The sequence below is a fragment of the Microbulbifer sp. MI-G genome, from assembly GCF_030440425.1.
Taxonomy (GTDB): domain Bacteria; phylum Pseudomonadota; class Gammaproteobacteria; order Pseudomonadales; family Cellvibrionaceae; genus Microbulbifer; species Microbulbifer spongiae.
Map to the genome: position 1 here is coordinate 590,763 of NZ_CP098023.1, position 22,126 is coordinate 612,888.

Here is a 22,126-nt window from a genome sequence, read left to right on the forward strand (position 1 = left end):
AGTTTTGTAGTACCAAGGTAGTAAATATCATCAACGCATCGAATGGTTTCTACTGGCACTACTTTTATATTTCTTTGTGCGAACTTTACTCAAAATGGTACGAAGGTTTCTTTAGTGAGACAATCTGTTTAATTCAGTGAGAAGGCTAAGTTCATTCAGTTTGAAATATAGATTTTCCAGCTCGAAAAAATGAGTTGTATTACACTATGACCCTGGATTTTGCCCGGATAATGGAATGTCATCAAAAAGTTGTAATTTTTATAGAGACACTTTAGACTCCCTCCACTCATTCAACAAGGAAAAATAATTATGAACAATAATCAACCTTTCTTTGCACAATTTATGCAAGCGCAAGAGTTAACCACGGAGCAAACTGACCAAGTTGTCGGTGGTGTACTTGAGCAGCCTGCACCAAAAAGACCACCTGAGTTTGATAACGTCACCCAAAAAGCTCCTTCCGATAATGATGAGGGTGGTGATCTTTTGGGGGTGGAATCCTAAACGGTTCTTGAATCCTGGTAAGGGAGCACTGATTGCTCCCTTTTTCTTTCTATGGATTCGCAGCCCTTCATCAAGAAAAAAATGAAAAAAGCCATTTTAAGCCTGACCCACTCAGGCGACTACTACACTATAGATAAGGTCAATCATGCACTGGAAGGGCTCGGTTATCGTGCTGTAAGACTGAACTGTGATCAATTCCCGACTCAGTTTCAATTTTCTTTTGCCACTAGCGGAAACCATGGGCTTGTCATCCAGCATCCTGACGGTGAGTTTAGGCAAGTGGACATCGCTGGCGTTTGGATGCGTAAAAACCACCTGCCGGTCATTGAAAACACGCTAGACACACCTATAAGGCAACAATGCATCAGAGAATCTGAGGAAGCCAAAAATATATTACTCGCCGCGGTCGATGTTCCCTGGATAGACCGATTTGAAACCATAAGGCGTGCAGAGAACAAATTATTGCAACTGCAGCTTGCCGCACAACTTGGATTAAAAATACCTTCGACACTCATATCGAATTCACCTCAGGAGGTGCGTCACTTTTATCGTCAGAATAAAGGGAATGTTGTGGTTAAAATGCTAACGCCAGCTAGTCAATCTATGGGCAGGCCACCGCATTTTTTGTATACCCGTGAACTCGAACCTGAGCATCTGGAGAACCTGGATGGTCTTAGTTTGAGCCCTATGGTATTCCAGCAAAAAATTGATAAGGAATACGAGCTGCGTATTGTCTATGTGGGCGGGCAATGTTTCTGTGGTAAACTTACAACCAAAAATGCATCGTCACTCACCCAAATTGATTGGCGACAGGCTCGTGTTGGCGAGCTTATCTGGCAAGATGCTGAATTGCCTCCGTCGCTTTGTCATAAAATTGGCGCATTGATGCAGCGATTAGAGTTAACCTTTGGAGCCATAGATGTTATCAAGTCTCCAAAAGGCTATATATTTCTTGAAGTGAATCCATGTGGTGAATGGGGCATGTTAGAGAAATATCTTGAGTTACCTATCGCGAAACATATCGCGCTCGCTTTGCATGATAAAATCGTCGCAGCCCAAATTAGGATTTCTGCTGAATGACTCCAAATACCATCCTTATTGTTACACACTCCAACGACAATTTGGCCATAGACAAGGTCACGACCGCACTTATTCACAAGGGCTATAAAGTTGTCAGGCTCAATACCGACTTGTATCCATACCAGGTCCGCCTGGAAGTGCTCTACTCTTCATCCTGCCCAGGCCATCAATTGATCACAGAGACGGGAGAAATCTTGCTTGACATAGACATTTATGCAGTATGGTACCGTCGCTTTAACCCGGGTGCAGATCTGCCCAAAGACATGGATAAACAGCAAAGAAAGGCCTGTAGGGAGGAAGCAAAGCGAACCCTGCTTGGTTATCTGCAATCCTTGGATTGTTTCGTTATGGATGATTACTGGCAAATACGCAAGGCATCCAACAAAGAGTATCAGCAAAAACTAGCCCTTCAGCTAGGACTGAATATGCCCGCCACCTTGATCACCAACCAGCCAGCTGCTGTAATGAAGTTCCATCAGGCTTATTCTGGTAAGATGATCACCAAAATGCAAACCGCCTTTTCCCTTGTTCAAGACAACCGAGAGCAAGTAGTTTACACCAGCAAGGTTGAAGAGCAGCACCTGCAACAACTGGATGGCCTAGCACTATGCCCTATGGTGTTTCAGGAAAATATTCACAAGCAACTTGAACTTAGGGTGACACTGGTGGGTGACAGAGTATTCTGCGCTGCGCTAGACTCCAACAAGCATGCTGAGATGCGAGATGACTGGCGAAAGATAGGCGCCATCACTATGCATGAATGGTTTGACTATTCGTTACCTGAAGATATTACCTATAAGCTGCAAGCTCTCAGAAAAAAACTATCGCTAAACTATGGTGCAGCAGACATTATTTTAACCCCGGAAGACCAATATTACTTTCTTGAGATAAATCCATGTGGTGAGTTTTATTGGCTGGATCAATACACTCAGGCAGGCATCTGCGAGGCCATAGCCGAGCATCTTCATCATCAGGGAGTGAAAGAAAATTGATGGAGATCGCGAAGTAACAGATTTCCCGAAATTTGGTTAAAAACGGATGGCGTCAGGACAATTGCACTATAATAGTCGTAAAAAAGACAGACTCTAGAAAAAGTGTCGTAAATACTGCCTAAAAATGAATATTCCTGTTAAGTTGCTTGAGCGACGTCATCTTACTCCAAAGTATCTGCGCTGTAAAAAACACGCCAGTACTCCTATTTTGGCATAAAAGATATATTGTAATTTACCTGGTTGCCAGTGTTGGCTATGGTCTGATTCAGCTTCTCATAGTGATTGGTGATGATGTGGTTAAGTAATTGGGTTAGATCAACTCTTTTGGAGATCGGCAATCCATCACGGCGGGAATAATTCGGCAAGATCCGGTGAATAAATTGCAGCACGAAGTATAATGAATCTCAAAAATTAGTGGTGAATTTTCTAAATATTTTTCAAATTAATAGAGCTACCTTGTAGACTACGCTACCATCAAATGATAAAAAGTACGCCATAATATAAATAAGCCAAAGGTAAGGAAGTTGTAGTGACAGGGTTGTTCCGCCGTCAGGCCATGGAAAAACAAGCAGACCGTCTGCACGGTGAGATTCTGCTACTGCCCCGCCTGTCACATACTCTCATTTTGTCATTGCTTTTAGCCTGGGTGGTTGCCGTTATTATCTGGCTTGCCGGCAGCCACTATGCCCGCAGGGAAAGCGTTACCGGTTGGCTGGAGCCGGCTTCAGGTGTGGTGCGGGTTTATGCTGAGCGTTCGGGCATTATCAAACAGGTGCTGGTGCGCGAGGGTGATCGGGTAATAAAGGATCAGCCCCTGATCGTGGTCAACGGTGACCGAATTTTGGCAGATGGTAAACACCTCGAGTCTTTGCTGTTGACTGAGTACAAAAGCCAACAACAATTAGTCTCCGAACAGTTGAAGCGCAGTGAGAAAATTTATCATCAGCAACTGCGTGATCTTGACCAGCGTATTGTTGCCGGTGAGGAAGACCTGGCCCTGTTGGAAAAGCAGATAGAAACACAAACGCAACGCTATATCTTAATCGCGGAACAGGCAGAGCGCTACCGACGGCTCAAGCGAGATGGCCATATTTCCTCAGCAGAGCTGGACGCGGTTATAGCCCAGGAATTGGAGCTGCAGGCCGACCGCCAGAGCCTTGCACGCAGCGGGGTGAATCTGCGCAATCAAATTCGGCAACTGGAAAGTGACCGCCTGCTGCTTCCCGAAGAGTTTGCCAATAGCAGTGATCAGTTGCGCGCACGCCTTTCCGACCTTGCCCAGCAGATTGCCCAACTGCATGGCCAGCGGGCCTATATTGTCAAGGCTTCCCGAGATGGAGTCATCAGTAACCTGCAGGCAACTGAGGGCCAGCAGGCACGAGCTGATATCCCGATTTTATCCCTGGTGCCGGAGAATCACGTACTTACAGCCCAGCTGCTGGTACCCGTGCGCTCTGCGGGTTTTCTCACTACAGGCCAGCCCTTGAAGATTCGCTACGATGCTTTCCCCTATCAGAAATTCGGCCTTTACCCCGGTGCCGTGTTGGAGGTGTCTGATACTGTGTTGCTGCCCGATGAGCTGCTGCGTGTTCCTGTTGCAGTACGCGAGCCGGTGTTCAGGGTTACGGCAAAATTGGCACAACCGACGGTTAATGCCTATGGCCGGCACTTTTCCCTCAAGCCGGGCATGACCCTATCCGCCGATGTGCAACTGGCGGAACGGAGTTTGCTGCAATGGCTGCTGGAGCCTATTTACAGCTTGCGGGGACGCCTGTGATGGAGGCGACCACACAGCTGCCGGCCAAACAAGAGCGACCGGAAAAGCTTCTGCATTTTTCCCCAGGCCGCCAACTGCCGGTGATTTTACAAACTGAGGCTGCGGAATGCGGATTGGTATGTCTGGCGATGATTGCCGGGTTTCACGGCTATGATACCGACCTCGCCAGCCTGCGCCGCCGCTTCCATATCTCCAGCCACGGTACCAACCTCAAGACCCTGATGGATATGGCCGGGCGCCTGCACCTGGCTGGTCGCGCCCTGCGCCTTGAGATGGAACATCTGGAGGAGCTACAGCGCCCCTGTGTGCTGCACTGGGATATGAGTCATTTTGTGGTGCTCAAATCCGTACAGCGAAACAAAGTCACCATCCACGACCCCGCAGTGGGGGAGCGGGTGCTGACCCGGGAGGAATTTGGCCAGCATTTTACCGGTGTCGCCCTGGAGCTTACACCAACGGATGAATTCCAATCGGTAGAAGATCGCCAACGACTGAAACTCAGCCATTTCTGGTCGCGTATCAGCGGGTTAAAGCGCAGCTTGATTCAGGTGTTGCTGCTGTCTCTGCTGCTTCAGCTGTTTGCCGTGGTTACGCCATTTTATATGCAAACGGTGGTGGATGACGTCATCCTGCGTGGCGACGCCAACCTGCTACTGGTGCTAGCGATCGGCTTTGGCCTGTTACTGATAATACAAACCGGCACCAACGCCTTGCGGGAATGGGTAATCCTGCATATCTCCAGTCGGCTCAATATGCAGATGGCTGCAAACCTGTTCCGCCACCTGATCCGCCTGCCAATGAGCTATTTCTCCACCCGGCATATGGGTGATGTGGTATCCCGCTTCGGTTCCTTGCAAAAGGTGCGCGAGTTGCTCACCACCGGGCTGGTGGCTGCGGTCGTGGACGGTATTATGGCGTTGATCACACTGGCCGCCATGTTTTTTTACGACCTGTGGCTGACCCTGATTGTCTTGTTGGTGGTCGTCCTTTACGCTGCCCTTCGCCTGTTGCTCTATCGCCCACTGCGGCTACTTACTGAAGAGCAAATTGTTGCCCAGGCAAAACACGACTCGCACTTTATGGAATCGGTGCGGGCTATCCAGACCGTCAAACTGTTCCAGCGCGAGAACGACCGCCAGGGCCAGTGGCACAATCGCCTCGCCGATGCCATCAACAAGGATATCCGTATTGCCCGCTGGAATATCGGCTACAACACCATCAACCGCCTGTTGTTCGGTCTGGAAAACCTGTTGGTAATTTATTTTGCTGCGAGTGCAGTGATGGGAAATATCCTCACTGTCGGCATGCTCTATGCCTTTATGAGTTATAAGACCCGCTTCGTTCAATCTATGGACGCACTGGTTGCTCAGTGGATCGAGTTGAAAATGCTGGGTCTGCACCTGGACCGCCTGTCCGATATTGTATTTACCAAATCCGAGGATATAGATGGGCCAAATAGCCTTTCAATGGGTGATGGTCTAGCACATGCCCTGCAGGGAAAAATAGAAGTGCGCAACCTCAGTTTTCAATTTGGTGAGGCGGAGGCCCCGGCATTTCAGAATGTCAACTTTACCATTGAATCTGGTGAAACTGTTGCCATTGTCGGTCCCAGCGGCTGTGGCAAAACTACATTGCTTAAATGTCTGATGGGTTTGCTGGAACCGACCGAAGGGGAAATCCTGATAGATGGCCAACCCCTGAGGCAACTGCCAAATTATCGCGGCCAGATTGCCGGTGTTATGCAGGACGATCAGTTGCTCGCCGGAACTATTGGCGACAATATCGCCTGCTTTGAGCCTCAGGTGGACCTCCAGCGTATAGCTCACTGTGCGCAGTTGGCGTGTATCCACGAAGAAATCATGCATATGCCTATGCAATACAACACGCTGGTTGGTGATATGGGCACCAGCCTTAGCGGCGGACAAAAGCAAAGAATTGTGCTGGCGCGCGCCTTGTATCGCGCACCTCGCATCCTGTTCATGGACGAAGCAACCAGTCATTTGGATGTGGCGAATGAATCGCTGGTTAACCAGCATATTCAGCAGCTTGCTATTACCCGGGTGCTGGTTGCACATCGGCCGGAAACGGTTAAATCTGCAGGGAGGCAGGTTAAAATAGTGGGCGATAAGCCTTCCTTTACTAGGGCCTGTTCACACTAAATCCTGTATAATCCCTTCATGGAAATTACAACACAACAATACAAAATTATCGAAGATTTTCTGCCCCTCCAGCGCGGCAACGTGAAAATATCCAACTTACAAGTGCTGAACGCCATTCTTTACATAGCCGAGCATGGTTGCAAATGGCGAGGTCTGCCCAAGAAATTCGGCCGTTGGCACAGCGTCTACATGCGGGCGAATCGTTGGGCCAAGCAAGGTGTACTGGGTAGGGTCTTTCTGGCCCTCCAGGAAAATAATGTGATCAATATCCAGGTCGATCATATCTCTCTTGATTCTACAGCTGTTAAAGTTCATCCAGACGGCACTGGCGCGTTAAAAAAACGGTCCTCAATCTATCGGCAAATCACGAGCAGGATGGACCACCAAGATTCATATGGTTGCAGCTGGCCACAACCGCGCCGTAGTATTTTCGCTGTCACCGGGACAGGCTGGAGACGCTCCGGAGGGCCGAAAGCTGCTGAAAAGCCTTGAGAACTGCGGTTGGGATGGTGCCAAAGTGATCATGGACAAGGCCTACGAGGGTAATGAAACCCGGCAGTTGGTATTCGATCTGGGCATGGAACCTGTCGTGCCACCGAAGAGAAACCGATTGAGCACCTGGAAATACGACGTGGAGGCATACAAAAAGCGAAATGAAGTGGAGAGGCTGTTTCGACGCCTGAAGGGCTTCAGAAGAATTTTCTCTCGTTTTGACAAACTGGATGTTATTTTCACGTTTTTTATTCACTTTGCGCTTATTGTCGATACTTTAATTAGTGTGAACAGGCCCTAGTATTAACTCGTCGGTAAAATAGTACTTTATTCTCCATATTTAACGAGAGCTTTGCTTGATGTAGAACGCCAGGCACATGGGCCTCTTTTATAACATTTTCGTGTGCGAATGGTGACATTTAGGACAAGAGTTTAACGGTACGCAAAAGTATGCTCTGCGAACACTCAACTCCGCTTGCCCGGTATCACGAGTTTGCCTTTGCGCTCTTCCCTGTGTTGTAACTTGGCGGCTTTCTTGATCAGATTCTGGAAATTCGGGCACTCCAGTTGGTTTTCTTCGGGGCAGTTGGCCACATGCCGGAGGCCGTCACGCATGGCCTCCAGGCGGTGTATGGTCTTATCCAATACGTCTGCCTTGCTCAGTAGCTGTTCCCGGTCGATATCGGGCTTGCCGCTATAGGTGAACATGGTTCCCAACTCGTCCAGTGAAAAACCGGCGTAGCGGCCCAGAGAGATCAACGAGAGTTGTTCCACAACACTGGCCGGAAATACCCTGGTAATACCGCGCCTGCGGATGGACTTGATCAGGCCCTTTTCCTCATAATAACGCAGTGTTGAAGCAGGCAGTCCCGAGCGTTTCGATACCTCGCGGATATCCATTTCCTGCGGACCCTTCATCGATATTGACCTCAAGTTGACTTGAAGTTGTATCCTAGTTTTCCCCGCAGTCAATAGCAAGGTGAATTTACAATTGATGTCTGCTGTTAAGAAGTTGCTCAAAACCCCCGGTGAAACTACATCAAGGGCGCCTTCCACAGGCGGTATTCTCACGGCATTGTGCCTGGCAACCCTGCTCAATGCCTTGGCAGTCAGCAGTGTCAATATTGCTCTGCCTGAGCTGGTGGCCAGTCTCGGGACTACTTATGGCCGGGCCCAGTGGATTATTATTGCCTTTGTGATGTTGCTTACGGCAACCCTGGCCATTGCCGGGCAGGCCAGTGACCGGATCGGGCGAAAGAATATTTTTGTCCATGGTATGGCAATTTTTACCCTGTCCACGCTCCTCTGTGCAATGTCGACCCATATCTGGATGCTGGTATTCTTTCGGGCTCTGCAGGGCATTGGAGCGGCGATGTTTGTCGCCGTCTCCATGGCGATTGCCAGTGATACTTTTTCCAAATCCCGGGTAGGCATGGCGGTAGGCCTGCTGGGCAGTGTATCGGCGGTTGGCACAGGTATGGGGCCTGTACTGGGTGGGTTTTTGCTGGAAGTCGCCAATTGGCAGGCGGTGTTTCTGGTAAAGGTGCCGCTGGGGATTGCCATTTACGGGCTGGCAAAAAGATATCTGCCCGCTGATTCAGGCGTAAAGCCTGGAAAAACCACGATGGGCCTCTGTAATATCCTGTCGATCATCAGCATCTTTTCAGCGATTTTTTTCTATACCCTGTCGATAAAACCCCTGAATGACAGCTATGGTGTGGTGAATATACTCGCGATAGTGATCTCCGGGTTCTCTCTGTTGGCCCTGTTATTCGCAAAGCGCCGACTCTCTCGCAAAACATCTTCCCCCTGCTCCAATCTGGGTGGTCACGAGCTTTATACCAACCTGGCCAGCAATGGGCTTGTTGGTGCCTCGGTCATGAGTTCTCTGGTTGTCGGTCCTTTTTATTTGACTCTGGCTCTGGGTCTCAATTTTTCTCAGGCGGGTTTGGTGATGTCTGCGGGATCTTTTGCCGTGGCCATATGCTCGAATATCGCGGGGCGCCTGGTGGATCGATTCAAGTCCCGAGGCGTGGTTCTTATGGGTCTCGGTTTTCTGGCACTCGGGGCTTTGGGAATGACACGCTTGGATGCCAGTGAGGGTGTACTGGGCTACTTGGCCTGTTCAATCGCCATGGCAATCGGTTACGGCACTTACCTGTCTTCAAACAATACTTTCACAATGAACAGTGCCGCTGAAGAAGTACGCGGGAGTGTTTCCGGCCTGTTAAACCTGTCCAGAAACCTGGGTCTGCTCACCGGCGCTTCCCTGATGAGTGTGGTGTTTGCCGGAGCTTCACAACTGTCTTATATGCATACTGCCGATACAGATCTGGTCGTGGCCGGACTGCATAAAGTGTATGGTCTGACACTGGTATTACTGGTGACTGCACTGATTGCCCAGGCGGTGGTTATTCTTTTCGGGCGTAATAAAGGAAGGGTTGGTTGAGTCTGCCTGCAGTGGTGCCTGCCTCTCTTATAATAATAAGCGCCCGATCGCTAATCATTCCTTTCTGGGCCGCTATAGGTTCTGCCGGGGGCCGTTAATTCCAGCTGCACAGGCAGGCAAAAAAATCTGGACCAATTCTATTGACCTCAAGTGAACTTTAAGTTGTATCTTGTTATTCCTGAGGCGGTAGAAGCCTGGTAGCACCAAAGGGTGGTATTCGGGTTGCCGCGGGGTCAGATGTCCTGGCTCCGACGCAATCGCCTGTTTGAGTGTTGATACAGCAGGAGAAAGACGATGTCAGAAAATGCCCTCGATAGAGGTATTGCAGATTTATGTAAATCCTGGACCGGGTTTAATTCGGATACCATTGTCCAATGTCGAGCCGTGCTCGCGCGGCTGACGGCTAGCCCCCGTTCTGAATCCTGGCTGGCGGAGTTGCACGAGAGAAAGGCACCTACGACGGAGCTGTACCGGGACCCGGAGCAGGGATTTATATTACTGGCCCATGTAGAGACAAAGGGCCTGTACCGCAACCCGCACAACCACGGTAATGGCTGGGTATTTTATGCGCTGCAACACGGAGTGGTGGAAATGTCTACCTATGGCCAATTCAAGGAGCAGGTCAACGGAGAAGGTCTTGTCAGCCGTGGTGCCTATACCATGAAAGCGGGAGATTGCAGCGCTTTTCTGCCCGGCGATATTCACGATACACTTTGCGTATCCGAGTACTCACTGATGTTTCGCTTGACCAGCTGTGATTTCTCAGTGGAGAAGCGCGCTGGTCGGTTACAACAATTTAAGCCGGTTACAAGAGCACACGTTTAGAAATTTCCAATCATCACCCCGGCTACCCTACGGGTAGGCGGTTTGATACCGGTAGAAGTTTGTGCTTTTGAACAGGTGTTTTTTTGACCTGAATTAGGGATGCTCTTATGCAAAAACTGTTTCTTTTGATATTTTTTGTGGCGCTTGGCTCGCCCGTGTGGGCAGGCGAGGTTGAACGATCCCCATTATCGATAGGCGAGGCACTTCGTTTTCCTTCCAAAATACTGGGTGAAGAACGCACTTTAAATATCTATCTGCCGCCCGGTTATCACAAGGATCAAAGCAAGAGGTATCCGGTGATCTATCTCCTGGACGGCTCCATGGAGGAGGGTTTTTTACATATAGCGGGTTTGGTACAGTTTGGCTCTTTTTCCTGGATCCATATGTTGCCGGAGAGTATCCTCGTTGGTGTTGGCAATGTGGACCGAAAACGGGACTTTACCTACGCCTCCAATGCGCTCAAGGATCAAAAAGAGTTCCCCTCCTCTGGTGGCTCAAGCAAATTTATAGCATCGCTGATGAAAGAGATGCAGCCGCTCATACAACGCAATTACAGGGTAAGCGGGGAAACAACCCTGATTGGTCAGTCGCTCGGCGGATTGTTGGCCACAGAGATCCTTGTCAAACACACCAATCTGTTTGATCACTATATTATTGTCAGTCCCAGCCTGTGGTGGGATGGTGAATCCCTGCTTAAGCGGATTCCTGCGAACTGCTGTGCTGCCAAGGCCATTTATGTTGGTGTGGGCAAGGAAGGGGCGGTGATGGAGCGGCTGGCCAGAGAACTGCACGATAAGATAGACCCGAATGGGCAGAGAGAGACGGTGCACTTCGGCTATTTTAAGCAACTCGATCACGGGGATACATTGCACCTGGCGGTTTATGACGCGTTTGGAAAACTATTCTCTAACAAACCCCCTCAAGAGTAACACAGGCAGTTTATAGCTTGTATCCTTGGCGGCAATGGCTGTGGTTTCCAGTACCATTCTCTGGAATGCCGCCATGGTTCTATTGATTTTTTTTGCGGACTTTAATCAGACCCTCTTTAATATCCTGCGCATCCAGTGCATGGTATTTCCGTTTGATGGCTTCGATATCTACCCTGGGCTTCGGAAAACGCATGTTGAGCGATTCCATGGCTTCGGTAACGATGGCGGCCACGGCCAGGTTGCGAAACCATTTGTGATTGGCAGGAATAACAAACCAGGGCGCATGGGGTGTGCTGCATTTATCCAGTGCATCCTCAAAGGCCTGTGTGTAGCTATCCCAGTAAGCGGCTTCTGTGTAGTCACTTTCACTGATTTTCCAGTGCTTTGTGGGGTCATCAATGCGCTGCTTAAATCGTTTCAACTGCTCATCGGCATCAATGTGCAGGAAAAATTTTAAAATCAGGGTCTGGTGGTCGGATAGGAGCTTTTCAAAGTGGTTGATATGGCCATATCGCTTTGACCAGACACTTTCGGGCACCATGCGGTGTACTCTTTGAATGAGCACGTCTTCATAGTGGGAGCGATTGAAAATGGCAATGTGTCCACGGGCTGGAGCAACCTTGTGGCAGCGCCACAGAAAATCATGGGCCAGTTCCTCCTGTGAGGGTTGTTTGAAACTGGTAACCGTACAGCCCTGAGGATTCATTGCCCCCAAGACATGGTTGATGGTGCCATCCTTGCCTGCAGCGTCCCGCCCCTGAAGACATATCAGCAGAGCGCGTTTGCCCTCAGCATACATGAGATACTGCAGAGCGCGAATTCTTTCATCCAGCTTTTGGATGACTGGTATGGCCTTTTCACGATCACTGTAGCAGTCTGTAAAACCGGGATCGATTTTATCCAGCTTAACCCTGCTACCGGGTTTTACCTGAAAGGATTCAAAGCAGTTCATACCGTTTCTCTTTTGATGAGCAGCCTGGATAAGGCACTGGGTGAGTGGCTAAATATCTCGGAGGTGTAGGTAAATCGCTTTTTTTACCAGATCCAGAACGAACATCCACGCAATCATATAGAGCCATACCAGCCCGATCACTGTCCATGGGATCGCTGCTACCAGCCAGCCAAAGCCACACATCAATACAGTGAGGGCCTGGGTACCCACTATGGCCACAAGTAATTTTACAGCGGGCAATGGTTTTGCAAAAAAGGCAGCACGGGAGCGAACAATGAATAGCAGCAAATGCCCACCGGCTACAATCTGCAAAAAAAGCACAGTTTGGACTTGCGCTTTATTGAGTGAAATCCAGGATTGCCAGTGACTGTTCTGCAACCACTCCATACCGATCAATAAAAGCCCGAGGGTTTGTGCAATGGAAAACAAACCGATAATAGTTGCGCCAAGCAATAAATGGTGCATATTCCAGTGCACCGGGTTTTTGGGCAGTAAGGTGTTGTCGTAGGCAATGGTCATAATGGGAATATCGTCCAGCAGGGCCACCAGCACAATCATGATCGGGGTCAGTGGGGGAAAGCCGAAGAGAATTGTGGCAAAAACCACAACCACCATAATATCCAGGGTCATGGATACACGAAACAGCACATAATTGATAATGCGTTCAAAAATTTTTCGGGCCTCGTCGATGGCATCGATCACTGTAGAGAGGCCCGGGGCAGTCAGGATAATGGCCGCGGCGGCTTGGGCTGCGTCCGTGGCGCCACTCACGGCAATGCCGCAGTCGGCCTGTTTTAGGGCGGGTGCGTCATTGACGCCGTCTCCTGTCATGGCCACCTGGTGACCGCGCCCCTGCAGTGCTTTGACAATGGCGTATTTATGTTCGGGGAACACCCTGCCAAAACCATCGGCGCGCTCCACACAGTCGACCACCCGCTTTGGCAGGTGATCCATATTTTTTGTATGGGCGAAAACCTCTCCGGCGGCGAGAATGTTTTGACCAATCCCCACTTGCGCAGCGATTTCTTTGCCGATGGCAACATCGTCGCCAGTGATCATTTTTACCTGCAGGCCGTGACTCCGGGCGCGGCTGATGGTTTGTTTCGAGTCATCCCGCGGGGGGTCTTCCAGGGGCAGAATGCCCAGGAAAGACCAGTGTTCGCCATCGTTGCTGCTTGCCACTGCCAGCGCGCGCAGGCCGCGGGCAGCCAGCTTCTGGACACAGGCCGAAGCCCTCCCGGCCCTGTTGCCACTGAGCTTACACAGCGTTATTACGGCCTGGGGCGCGCCCTTACAAAAGAACCGGCTGTTCCCCTTTGGATCAGTGACCCGGGCTTGAGCGTATTTTGTCACTGGGTCGAAGGGCGTGAATTCCTGCAACCGATAGTTGCTGAGCGGGCGCTTGTCCACAAGACCGGCGAGTATGGCCCGGTCTATCGGGTCGGTGGAGCCGGCTTCGCAGGCAATGGCTGCAGCGAGGATCAGGGAGGCCTCGTCTTTTGCGGCAAATAGCTGGGGGCTGTGCAGGCTCAGTTGGTTTTTTGTCAGTGTACCGGTTTTATCAGTGCACAGTATGTCTACCCCGGCCAATTCTTCAATGGACTCCAGGCGCGAGACGATGGCTTTCTTGCGCGACAGTGCCAGGGCGCCCAGGGCGTTGGTGACGGTAATAACCGAGGGCATGGCCACGGGTATGGAGGCGATCAGCAGTACCAGCACCGTACGCAGGATATTGACAAGGTCAGACCAGCGCCAGTCCGCTGCCAACACAACATCCCGGTACAGCAGTGTACCCACCAGCAGAAGGGCCAGTAGCAGGCACAATACAATCAGGAAGTCGCCAATGCGGGTGACGGCTTTTTGCGAATGGGAAATGCCCCGGCCGGCACTGGCGACCAGCTTGGCGGTGCGGCCAAAAAAAGTATTCGCGCCGGTGCCGATGGCAACCGCGACCATTTCCCCGCGCTTGGCAATACTGCTGGAGTAGCCTATATCCCCCACTGTCTTGTCTACCGGCAAAGACTCCCCGGTGAGAGCGGCCTGATCAATACTGATGGACTTGCCGCTGATAAAACGCACATCGGCAGGCACGATCTGTCCCAGCTTGATACGCAGAATATCGCCGGGCACCACGGCGGAGGCGGGCAGGGTTTTGTATTCCCCATCACGTAAAATCTCAGCCTCTGGCGCCATGCTGGCTTTCAGGGCGGCGAGGGCGCTGGAGGCTTTATATTCCTGCCAAAAGCCTACCGCCGCATTGTAGAGTAACAGTGCCACAATAATGGCGAAGTCCGGCCAATGACCGATAAGGGCAGACAGTGCAGCGGCGGCCTCAATCATCCAGGGGATGGGTCCCCAGAAAAAACGCAGTAACCTTAAAAGGGCGCTCTTTTCTTTTTCCCGGATTGCATTGGGCCCGTATCGCTTGAGTCTCGCTTCTGCTTCAGATTGCGCCAGCCCTTCGGGGGAGGTATTGAGTGCGGTGAAAACGACGTCAGGTGCCGCTGTCTGCAAGTCCACCCGGGTACCGCCAGATAGAGCGGCGGTGGCTTTGCTGTGGTTGTGAGCGGAGCCCGGTTGAGGCACGTGTAGATTCCCGCTGGTGGCCAGGTCTGTGGTGATCGGCAGCAATGACCTACCGGTTGAACGTCGCTACTTCAAGGCTTAAATCTAGCAGTTTGCGCCAGGCGGAATGTTGTAAATCATGCCGACAAAATTGTGCCTAAGCTCATCCGGATACCCAGCAGAGATACCGCCCACACGCCTTGAGGCAGCGCTGCGGGCATAAAAAGGCCGGCACTGGACCGGCGAGAAGGCAGACATCGAGAGGATAAGATGACGTTGCAGAGAGAGAAGAATAAACACGCAATATCAGGGAACCCCGGTATTGCTTGTGTAGATAGAAAAGGCCGCCGCAGTGTGTTGCCGGTTGGTCCAACACCTATGGGCTTTCAGTTCCTGTTTCCCCGCGCAGAACACAGGCTCCGGCGGGCATCAGGGTCAGGACATTTGCGCTGCAGGCATTGCGAAATAGGCTCGGGGTAATATCTTCAGCGTTGGCAAATGCCGCTGGCAGCGTAAAGGTCTCGGGGGTTGTTCCCAGGTTCAGGGCCACCAGGTACGCCTCGTGCGCCGTGCGCCGCAAAAATACCAGCAGCTCGTTGCCGGTAGGCACCACTTCCTGCGCTGCCGTGGCCAGGGATTGCGGCAATTGGCGGTGCCATTGGATCAGGGTGCGGAATTGGTTGAGCATGGAGTGCTGGTTGTCCTCCTGCTGACTGATGGCGAGCAGGCGATGCTCCTTGGGGATCGGCAGCCAGGGCTTGCGGGTGGAAAAGCCGGCATATTGGTCGCCCCCGTCTACCCAGGGCATGGGTGTGCGGCATCCGTCACGCCCCTTGAATTCCGGCCACAGGTTGATGCCGTAGGGGTCCACCAGGTCTTCAAAGGCGATATCCACCTCTGAGAGGCCCAGTTCTTCGCCCTGGTACAGGCACACACTACCGCGCAGTGTCAATTGCAAAAGCAAAAACAACGGTGCCCGTGCTTGGGCCAGTTCGTCGCTCAGGCCCCGATTCCAGCGGGAAATGGAGCGGGGTACATCGTGATTGCCAACAGACCAGCAGGGCCAGCCCTTTTCGATGACCTCGCGGTTATTCTCCAGGGTGTCGCGCAGGAACTGGGCGCTGCAGTCTTCGCTCAGCAGATCGAAGGAATAGGCCATATTCAGGCGATTGTGCGTGGTGTATTCCGCCATGATTCTTTGCGTGTTGTCATCCCCCACTTCACCCATGGTCACGGTTCCGGGGTATTGATCCATCAACTGGCGTATACGCTGCAGGAACTGCCGATTTTCCGGTTGGGATTTGTCGTTTATGTGCCATTGGTAATCGTAGTGATTGACAGGGGGGAGGCCCTGATCGTCGAGTTTGAGCGGGCGCGCAGGATTGTCGTCGAGGGCCTGTTGGTGGAAGATAAAATTCACTGCGTCCAGGCGGAATCCGTCCACACCGCGATCCAGCCAGAATTGCATATCGGCGAGCAGTTGCGCCTGTACTTCGCGGTTATGCACATTCAGATCAGGTTGCGCTTTGAGAAAATTGGCCAGGTAGTATTGGCGGCGGCGGGTGCACCAGTGCCAGGAGCCGCCGCCGAATACGGAGACCCAGTTATTGGGCGGGTTGCCGTCTGGTTTCGGGTCCGCCCATACATACCAGTCGGCCCTGGGGTTGTCGCGGCTGGATCGGCTCTCCCGAAACCAGGGGTGCTGATCCGAGGTGTGGCTCAGGATCTGGTCGATAATGATTTTCAGGCTGCGCTGGTGCGCTGCATCGATCAGTTGGTCAAAATCCCCCAGACTGCCGAAGAGTGGGTCCACATCGCGGTAATTTGCCACATCATAGCCAAAATCCACCATGGGGGACGGAAAAAAGGGAGAGATCCAGATGGCATCCACACCGAGGGATTTCACGTAATCCAGTTTTTGCGTGATACCCGGGATATCGCCGATACCATCACCATTGGTGTCGCAGAAGCTGCGTGGATATATCTGGTAAATAACACTGTTGCGCCACCATTCGGTGCTGTTGCCGGCCATCAATTACTGCCCTGTTGCATTATTCGGAGTGTGGGACTGGCCCACCCTGATAAGGATGGCATGAGTATGGGGGAGTGAAGCGCGGGCTTCCTCCTCCCCATGCAGGGGGGAGAGGGGGCGGCGGGCCGCACGCCAGGGGGGTGCATCCGTGGCTAGGGACGATCCTGCACAGAGCGCAGCATACGCTCAGCTAGGGCGATGGCTTCCTGGCGGTCTTTTACATCCAGCTTCTGGTAGAGACTGCGAATATGGGTCTTGATGGTGCTGGGGGCCACCTTGAAATGGCGTGCGATGCGTTCATTGGACAGGCCGGAGTGAATGGCGTTGAGCACCTGCCACTCCCGCGGGGTCAGTGGCGAGTGGCGCAGGAAATCCGGCACCGCATCGCTGGCGAGGATCTCGCGAATAATGGTGTCGTCCAGCTCGATCCGAATACCGCCATCCAGTTCTGGTTGTCTCTGGGCTATGCGAATCAAAGTCTGGGCCTGGCCGGCCTCCGCTTCGTCCAGACCGTGTTCCAGGGCGGTTTTGAGGATCACGATCAAGGGTTTGCCGATTTGCAGGAAGCTCGCGCGGAAATCTCGCCCAGCCGCCAGTTGCAGCGCTTCGGTGATCGCTGCCAGGGCATCCCCCTGTTGTCCGCGCAGCCACAATAGGTGTGATTCCAGCACCCGGTTGCGCAGGTGGTCGGTCACCAGCCCGCACGCTCCCGCCACCTGCTGCAGGCGGCCCAGTAGCCGGCAGGCATCGGACCAGCGCTGCAGCTCGATCAGGGCGCGCACATGGTTGCGTCCGTGACACTGTTCAAAGTGGTTGCAGGGCTTGTCCACCACCGGTGCGGCCTGCTCCAGCCAGGCTGCGATGGCCTGCTGGTTGCCGAGGGCGCGCCAGGTGCGGATGCGGGTGGCGTCGGCGTTGGCAATCCAGTCCCGGTGGTAGCGTCCATCTGAGAGCAGGCCCTCAATGCGGTCGAGCCATTCCAGGGATTCCTCTTTCTCCCCGCGGGCCTGGGCGATTTTCAATAATAGCGTGTACTCCGGCAGCAGCGAGTGTTCACCCACCTTACGATTGATCTGCATACCGCGGCGGGCGGACTGTTCGGCGCCCTCCAGGTCGCCGCATTCCCACTGCAACTGGCCGTGCAGGCGATAGACAAACTCGGAGATAGGCAGGCTGGAAAGGTGATTTTTCAACACCAGGTGATGCACCTTCCGCTGCAGGGAAGCTGCCTTGTTCAGCAGGCCCTGGGCGAAGGCGATCTCGGCTTGCTGGCAGATGGCCCAGGCGGCACTGGGTGTGTCTTTCTCGACGATGGCAAGGGCTTCAACCTCCTGCATATGGGTATTGGCCTGATCCAGAGCGCCCAGACAAAAGCTGGTTTCGCCGGTAACCAGCAGCGCCGAGATGCGTTCACCGGATTGCTCACGGTGCAGCAACGCCAGGGCAGCCTCGGCGTACTCCTTGGCTTGCAGTGTCTGGCCCCGGGCAATGGCAACCTGGGCGCGCATGGTGGCAAAGGCGCCTTCGTACTGGTGCCACTGCTGTGGGTCCTGGCGCTGCAGCCGGCTCTCGGCGGCGGCCAGTTGCTTTTCGCATTGGTCGTATTCAAAGTTTTCCCACGCCATTTTCACGGAGAGCAGGGTAAAGCGGGCGCTCTGCTCAAGCACCTCGGCTCCCAGCCATTCCAGGCATGCGCGCAGAAGCGGGGACTGGCCACTGCGCAGCAGCTGCTCCCCCTGCGCGTCCAGCAATTTCAGCAGTCGCTCGCGGTGCTCACCGGCGAGGGCGTGGCGCAGGGCCTCCACTGGTTGGCCCAGCACCTGCCAGGTGTCACAGGCGATACTGTGTAACTCCAGCAGCAGGTCGCGGTCGCTGAGCTGACGCTGTAAAAAGCGCGCGAATACCGGGTGAAAGCGAAACCATTGGCGGCTGGAATCCTGGGCTTGCAAAAAAAGGCCGCGCCGTGCCGCTGCCTCCAGTAGTTGCTGGCCGTCGGCCTGGCCGCTCAGGCGCTCTGCCAGGCGGGCATTGACGCGGGTGAGAATTGAGGTGCGGGCAAGCAGGTCGCGCATTCGTGGTTCCAAGCGCTCCAGCACCTCTTCGGCGAGGTAGTCGAGGATATGGCTGTGGCCCCGTTCCAGTTCCGCCAGGTAGCGGTCCACTTCAGCGCGGTTGCGCACCGAAAGGGTGAACAGCTGGACCGCCGGTGGCCAGCCTTCACTCAGTTGGTGTAATTGGGCGGCGCGGTCGGCATCGAGCGCAAACGGCAGGCGCTGCTCCAGCAGGCGTGCAATTTCCTCAATGCTGAGAGCCAGTTCATCGCTGCCCAGCTCCAGCAGCCGCCCCTGCACCCGCAGGGTGGCGAGGCCCAGGGGCGGCTGGCTGCGGCTGGTGATCACTATGCCGATACCGGCGGGGGCGTGGCGCAGTAAAAACCGGGTTGTGTCGTGTATCGCCTGGTTGTCGATCTGGTGATAGTCGTCCAGCACGATGCGCAGTTCGCTGGGGAGACCGCGCAGTTCCGCGAGCAGGTGACTGATAATGGCAGCCGGGTCCGGACATTGGGGGGCCTGTAGCAGCCGGTGGGTGCGGGGTATGCCGTTGCCGGTTGCACGGTGCACGCTCTCCACCAGATAACGGCAGAACTGGTTCGGTTCATTATCGCTGGTATCCAGGGCATACCAGGCTACCGGATTGTCCTGGGTCGAGGCCCAGGCAGAAATCAGGGTGGTCTTGCCATAGCCTGCAGGCGCGGTGACCAGTAGCAGCTGGTCACTGTGGCAGCCCTTGAGTAATGACAGCAGGCGCGGGCGGGCCAGGGTGTGCTCGGGGCAGTCCGGCAGGCTGTACTTGGAGGTTAATAACATCGCTGCAGGAGAAGGTATTCTGAATGAATGATTTTTATACAGGACTATTATGCACCAGCGGAGCCTTATTGTGACAGGGTTGAAATAAGCGCAAGAGTTGTAGGCAGTTGGTGGACTCAGTTCGAATAAGGGTGGCGCGGACTTTGCTTGGGGCAGTATATTACCCATTGGATCGGATCAAAGGGTAAGGGCGCAAGGTGGTTTTGATGCCACCTCAACAACAAGAATAAGAAGAGGCAAACATGGCCGAAATTGTGGTCCTGGCCGCCGCCGGCATGGGGGCTGTCCACAGGGACTTTGCAAAGCCGCTTTTCTCCGCTGTACAGAGTGCGCTGGGTAATGACTGGTCGCGCTTGCACTGCGATTCACTGCCCGGTTTGGAGGCGTTTCACAGCAATATTGAACGGGTGTTCGAAGGCATGCAAAAGCGCGATTTGGATGGTCTGCGTGCCCGCAAATTTCTGCTCTACGGCATGGCCCAGAGCGCGGCGCAGCTGGAAGATATCCGGCAGCGCGAGGGCATGTACGAGCGCGGTCAGGGCGCGATTTATAGCGCACTGCAACGGGCTGCCGCTGTCGCCGGAGACGGGGCTCCGGTGGTACTTTTGAGCCACTCGGTGGGATGTATCACGCTCTCCAACTATTTGTGGGATGCGCAGCGTTCCAGTGTGAACCATGGTATCTGGCGCGATGGAGGCCCCGGCGGTGTGCGCAGAGGCTCTTCCCGCGAGCGCTTTTTACGCCTGAAGACACTCAGTCACTGGTATACCCTGGGGGCTACCAATCCCCTTTGGTGTGCGGGCAAAGCGCGCGAGCAGATTCAGGCAGTGACGTCCAATTCCCGCGGCTACCTCTTTCGCTGGAAGAATTTCTATCATCCGGACGATCTGTTTGGCTGGCCTCTGAAGCCCCTGAGCCCCACCTACAAACAGGCGGTGTACCGGGATTATGAAACCAGCCCGCTCAGTGATCACCGTGCCATCGGGGCGGGCCCCCAGGTGCTGCCACCAGAGGATTACTGGTGTAACGAGCGGGTGTGGGAACAGTTGATCGGGGATCTGCGCACACTGCTCAAGAGTGGTCGCCAGAGGGCTTTGGTGCGCACGGAGCGATCCAGCGAGGCACTCGCGGTATAATTCGGGGCATCTGTATCAGCTCCCCAAAAGGTTGGGCTTTGACTATGTCGCTGCAATTTCATTCGATACCGGTTACCCCCTTCCAGCAAAACTGTACACTGCTCTGGTGTGAAGACAGCAAGCGCGCTGCGGTGGTGGACCCCGGTGGTGATCTCGACAAGATCTGTGCTTTCGTGCACAAGCGCGGTCTGCGCTTGGAGAAAATCCTCCTGACTCACGGTCATCTGGACCATGTGGGCGGCACGGCGGCCCTGTCCAGGCAACTTCAGCTGCCCATTGAAGGGCCGCACAGGGGGGACCAGTTCTGGATTGAGCAGCTGCCGATGCAAGCGCAGATGTTCAATTTCCCCCCGGTGGAGGTGTTTACCCCGGATCGTTGGCTGGCGCAGGGCGATATAGTGGAGGTCGGTGACCAGCAGCTGGAAGTGTTGCACTGCCCCGGTCACACTCCCGGCCATGTGGTGTTTTTCCACCGCCCCAGTCAGCTGGCTCTGGTCGGTGATGTGTTGTTTGCCGGTTCCATTGGGCGCACCGATTTTCCCCAGGGTGACCACGATACTCTGATTCGCTCGATTACCGAACGCCTCTGGCCCCTGGGTGACGGAGTGCGCTTTGTACCTGGCCACGGCCCCATGTCCAGCTTCGGACAGGAGCGCCGGACCAACCCGTTTGTTGCCGACAAGCGCTTTGGCTGACTTGACGGCACTGGGAGAACAATAATCACCGACGGAGGTCGGCCATGTCTACCAAATTGTGTGTATCCCTGTTGTTGGTCACCTGTATTGTAAATGGTTGTGCAGTGATATCCGAACAGGACTGCCAGGCCGGGCTCTGGTATGAGCGCGGGATGCAGGACGGCGCCCGAGGGCGCGCCCAGTCGCTGGTGTACGAGATCGCGCGGGAATGCCAGAGCTATGGGATACACGCGGACAGCGAAGCCTGGTTGCGCGGGCACGAGGAGGGGGTGGAGCAGTTCTGTACCGCGGAGAACGGATTTTATCAGGGGCGCCGAGGCCATCGGTATGCGGGTGTGTGTATCGGCCCCACCGCCGATGTGTTTCTGGACAATTACCAGCGCGGCCTCGCTGAGTATCGTGTGGAGCAGCGGCATCGCAAGCTGCACTGGCGCCGCGATCAGCTGGTGCGGGAACTGCACCTGGTGCACCGTGCCCTCGAGAGTGCGGACAGCGACAGGCAGCGGCGTGTCCTGTATTTTCAGCGCAGCCGGTTGACATGGGCGTTGCGTTCCCTGGATACGGAATTACACCGTTATGGACTTTTTGGACCCGGTGATATCACACCCGGTTTTTATCCTCCCGTTTTCTTTTCCTCCGGACTGTTTTACTGGTGAATGCCGGGGGTACACTGGG

The 22,126-nt window shown here is 53.7% G+C and carries 17 protein-coding genes; 12 read left to right on the forward strand and 5 right to left on the reverse strand.

What is annotated here, in order from left to right:
• The first annotated feature begins 309 nt into the window (after positions 1-309).
• From M8T91_RS02395 to M8T91_RS02420, 6 genes are all read left to right on the forward strand, one after another.
• Positions 310-501 (forward strand): microviridin/marinostatin family tricyclic proteinase inhibitor, encoded by a 192-nt coding sequence (locus tag M8T91_RS02395; RefSeq protein ID WP_301416461.1) that lies wholly within the window; start codon positions 310-312, stop codon positions 499-501.
• Positions 502-582: 81 nt separating this feature from the next.
• The gene (locus tag M8T91_RS02400; protein ID WP_301416463.1) at positions 583-1,581 is read left to right on the forward strand and encodes an MvdC/MvdD family ATP grasp protein; all 999 of its coding nucleotides are present in this window, start codon (positions 583-585) and stop codon (positions 1,579-1,581) included.
• A complete protein-coding gene (locus M8T91_RS02405) occupies positions 1,578-2,573 on the forward strand; it encodes an MvdC/MvdD family ATP grasp protein (protein ID WP_301416465.1) in 996 nt (331 codons plus the stop codon). Before M8T91_RS02400 ends, M8T91_RS02405 begins: the two co-directional genes overlap by 4 nt.
• Before the next feature lie 529 nt (positions 2,574-3,102).
• On the forward strand, positions 3,103-4,350 hold the full coding sequence (locus M8T91_RS02410; protein WP_301415293.1) for an HlyD family secretion protein: 1,248 nt from the start codon (positions 3,103-3,105) through the stop codon (positions 4,348-4,350).
• Positions 4,308-6,509, forward strand: coding sequence for a peptidase domain-containing ABC transporter (locus M8T91_RS02415; RefSeq protein ID WP_301416467.1), 2,202 nt, complete (start codon positions 4,308-4,310; stop codon positions 6,507-6,509). Before M8T91_RS02410 ends, M8T91_RS02415 begins: the two co-directional genes overlap by 43 nt.
• An 18-nt stretch (positions 6,510-6,527) precedes the next feature.
• A protein-coding gene (locus M8T91_RS02420; RefSeq protein ID WP_301416470.1) for an IS5 family transposase occupies positions 6,528-7,302 on the forward strand; the annotation gives its coding sequence in 2 pieces (ribosomal slippage) (positions 6,528-6,847 and positions 6,846-7,302; 777 coding nt in all).
• A gap of 164 nt (positions 7,303-7,466) precedes the next feature.
• On the opposite strand, the gene M8T91_RS02425 is transcribed toward M8T91_RS02420, so the two are convergent.
• Positions 7,467-7,919, reverse strand: a complete 453-nt coding sequence (locus M8T91_RS02425) for a helix-turn-helix domain-containing protein (protein WP_367317736.1) — start codon at positions 7,917-7,919, stop codon at positions 7,467-7,469.
• Positions 7,920-7,995: 76 nt separating this feature from the next.
• Here M8T91_RS02425 and M8T91_RS02430 point away from each other — a divergent pair, with 76 nt between their 5' ends.
• The 3 genes from M8T91_RS02430 (at position 7,996) to M8T91_RS02440 (ending at position 11,204) form a co-directional block, all read left to right on the forward strand.
• On the forward strand, positions 7,996-9,450 hold the full coding sequence (locus tag M8T91_RS02430; RefSeq protein WP_301416472.1) for an MFS transporter: 1,455 nt from the start codon (positions 7,996-7,998) through the stop codon (positions 9,448-9,450).
• 294 nt (positions 9,451-9,744) lie between these two features.
• Positions 9,745-10,275, forward strand: coding sequence for a hypothetical protein (locus M8T91_RS02435; RefSeq protein ID WP_301416474.1), 531 nt, complete (start codon positions 9,745-9,747; stop codon positions 10,273-10,275).
• 107 nt (positions 10,276-10,382) lie between these two features.
• On the forward strand, positions 10,383-11,204 hold the full coding sequence (locus M8T91_RS02440; protein ID WP_301416476.1) for an alpha/beta hydrolase: 822 nt from the start codon (positions 10,383-10,385) through the stop codon (positions 11,202-11,204).
• Between the two features lie 79 nt (positions 11,205-11,283).
• Here the strand turns inward: M8T91_RS02440 and M8T91_RS02445 are convergent, their stop codons facing one another.
• From M8T91_RS02445 to malT, 4 genes are all read right to left on the reverse strand, one after another.
• The gene (locus M8T91_RS02445; RefSeq protein ID WP_301416478.1) at positions 11,284-12,156 is read right to left on the reverse strand and encodes a polyphosphate kinase 2 family protein; all 873 of its coding nucleotides are present in this window, start codon (positions 12,154-12,156) and stop codon (positions 11,284-11,286) included.
• Positions 12,157-12,204: 48 nt separating this feature from the next.
• Positions 12,205-14,742 carry a plasma-membrane proton-efflux P-type ATPase gene (locus M8T91_RS02450; protein ID WP_301416480.1) on the reverse strand — a complete coding sequence of 846 codons (2,538 nt, stop codon included), beginning with the start codon at positions 14,740-14,742 and terminating at the stop codon, positions 12,205-12,207.
• A 355-nt stretch (positions 14,743-15,097) separates the two neighbouring features.
• Positions 15,098-16,753 carry an alpha-amylase family glycosyl hydrolase gene (locus M8T91_RS02455; protein ID WP_301416481.1) on the reverse strand — a complete coding sequence of 552 codons (1,656 nt, stop codon included), beginning with the start codon at positions 16,751-16,753 and terminating at the stop codon, positions 15,098-15,100.
• A gap of 152 nt (positions 16,754-16,905) precedes the next feature.
• Positions 16,906-19,620, reverse strand: coding sequence for an HTH-type transcriptional regulator MalT (malT, locus tag M8T91_RS02460; RefSeq protein ID WP_301416483.1), 2,715 nt, complete (start codon positions 19,618-19,620; stop codon positions 16,906-16,908).
• A 242-nt stretch (positions 19,621-19,862) separates the two neighbouring features.
• Here malT and M8T91_RS02465 point away from each other — a divergent pair, with 242 nt between their 5' ends.
• Genes M8T91_RS02465 through M8T91_RS02475 form a run of 3 tightly spaced genes read left to right on the forward strand, consistent with a single transcriptional unit; the run spans position 19,863 to position 22,107 of the window.
• Positions 19,863-20,756, forward strand: a complete 894-nt coding sequence (locus tag M8T91_RS02465) for a hypothetical protein (RefSeq protein WP_301416486.1) — start codon at positions 19,863-19,865, stop codon at positions 20,754-20,756.
• A 44-nt stretch (positions 20,757-20,800) separates the two neighbouring features.
• Entirely contained in the window at positions 20,801-21,451 is a 651-nt protein-coding gene (locus M8T91_RS02470) for an MBL fold metallo-hydrolase (protein WP_301416487.1), read from the forward strand.
• Between the two features lie 44 nt (positions 21,452-21,495).
• Complete coding sequence (locus tag M8T91_RS02475) at positions 21,496-22,107, forward strand: DUF2799 domain-containing protein (RefSeq protein ID WP_301416489.1); 612 nt, start codon at positions 21,496-21,498, stop codon at positions 22,105-22,107.
• The last annotated feature ends 19 nt before the right edge of the window (positions 22,108-22,126 follow it).

What these genes read in the sequence shown, in the direction of transcription:
- M8T91_RS02425 (WP_367317736.1), bottom strand. Translation starts at nt 7,919, where the DNA reads ATGAAGGGTCCGCAGGAAATGGATATCCGCGAGGTATCGAAACGCTCG.
- malT (WP_301416483.1), bottom strand. Translation starts at nt 19,620, where the DNA reads ATGTTATTAACCTCCAAGTACAGCCTGCCGGACTGCCCCGAGCACACC.
- M8T91_RS02445 (WP_301416478.1), bottom strand. Translation starts at nt 12,156, where the DNA reads ATGAACTGCTTTGAATCCTTTCAGGTAAAACCCGGTAGCAGGGTTAAG.
- M8T91_RS02435 (WP_301416474.1), top strand. Translation starts at nt 9,745, where the DNA reads ATGTCAGAAAATGCCCTCGATAGAGGTATTGCAGATTTATGTAAATCC.
- M8T91_RS02415 (WP_301416467.1), top strand. Translation starts at nt 4,308, where the DNA reads ATGGCTGCTGGAGCCTATTTACAGCTTGCGGGGACGCCTGTGATGGAG.
- M8T91_RS02395 (WP_301416461.1), top strand. Translation starts at nt 310, where the DNA reads ATGAACAATAATCAACCTTTCTTTGCACAATTTATGCAAGCGCAAGAG.
- M8T91_RS02475 (WP_301416489.1), top strand. Translation starts at nt 21,496, where the DNA reads ATGTCTACCAAATTGTGTGTATCCCTGTTGTTGGTCACCTGTATTGTA.
- M8T91_RS02470 (WP_301416487.1), top strand. Translation starts at nt 20,801, where the DNA reads ATGTCGCTGCAATTTCATTCGATACCGGTTACCCCCTTCCAGCAAAAC.
- M8T91_RS02400 (WP_301416463.1), top strand. Translation starts at nt 583, where the DNA reads ATGAAAAAAGCCATTTTAAGCCTGACCCACTCAGGCGACTACTACACT.
- M8T91_RS02455 (WP_301416481.1), bottom strand. Translation starts at nt 16,753, where the DNA reads ATGGCCGGCAACAGCACCGAATGGTGGCGCAACAGTGTTATTTACCAG.
- M8T91_RS02440 (WP_301416476.1), top strand. Translation starts at nt 10,383, where the DNA reads ATGCAAAAACTGTTTCTTTTGATATTTTTTGTGGCGCTTGGCTCGCCC.
- M8T91_RS02465 (WP_301416486.1), top strand. Translation starts at nt 19,863, where the DNA reads ATGGCCGAAATTGTGGTCCTGGCCGCCGCCGGCATGGGGGCTGTCCAC.
- M8T91_RS02405 (WP_301416465.1), top strand. Translation starts at nt 1,578, where the DNA reads ATGACTCCAAATACCATCCTTATTGTTACACACTCCAACGACAATTTG.
- M8T91_RS02430 (WP_301416472.1), top strand. Translation starts at nt 7,996, where the DNA reads ATGTCTGCTGTTAAGAAGTTGCTCAAAACCCCCGGTGAAACTACATCA.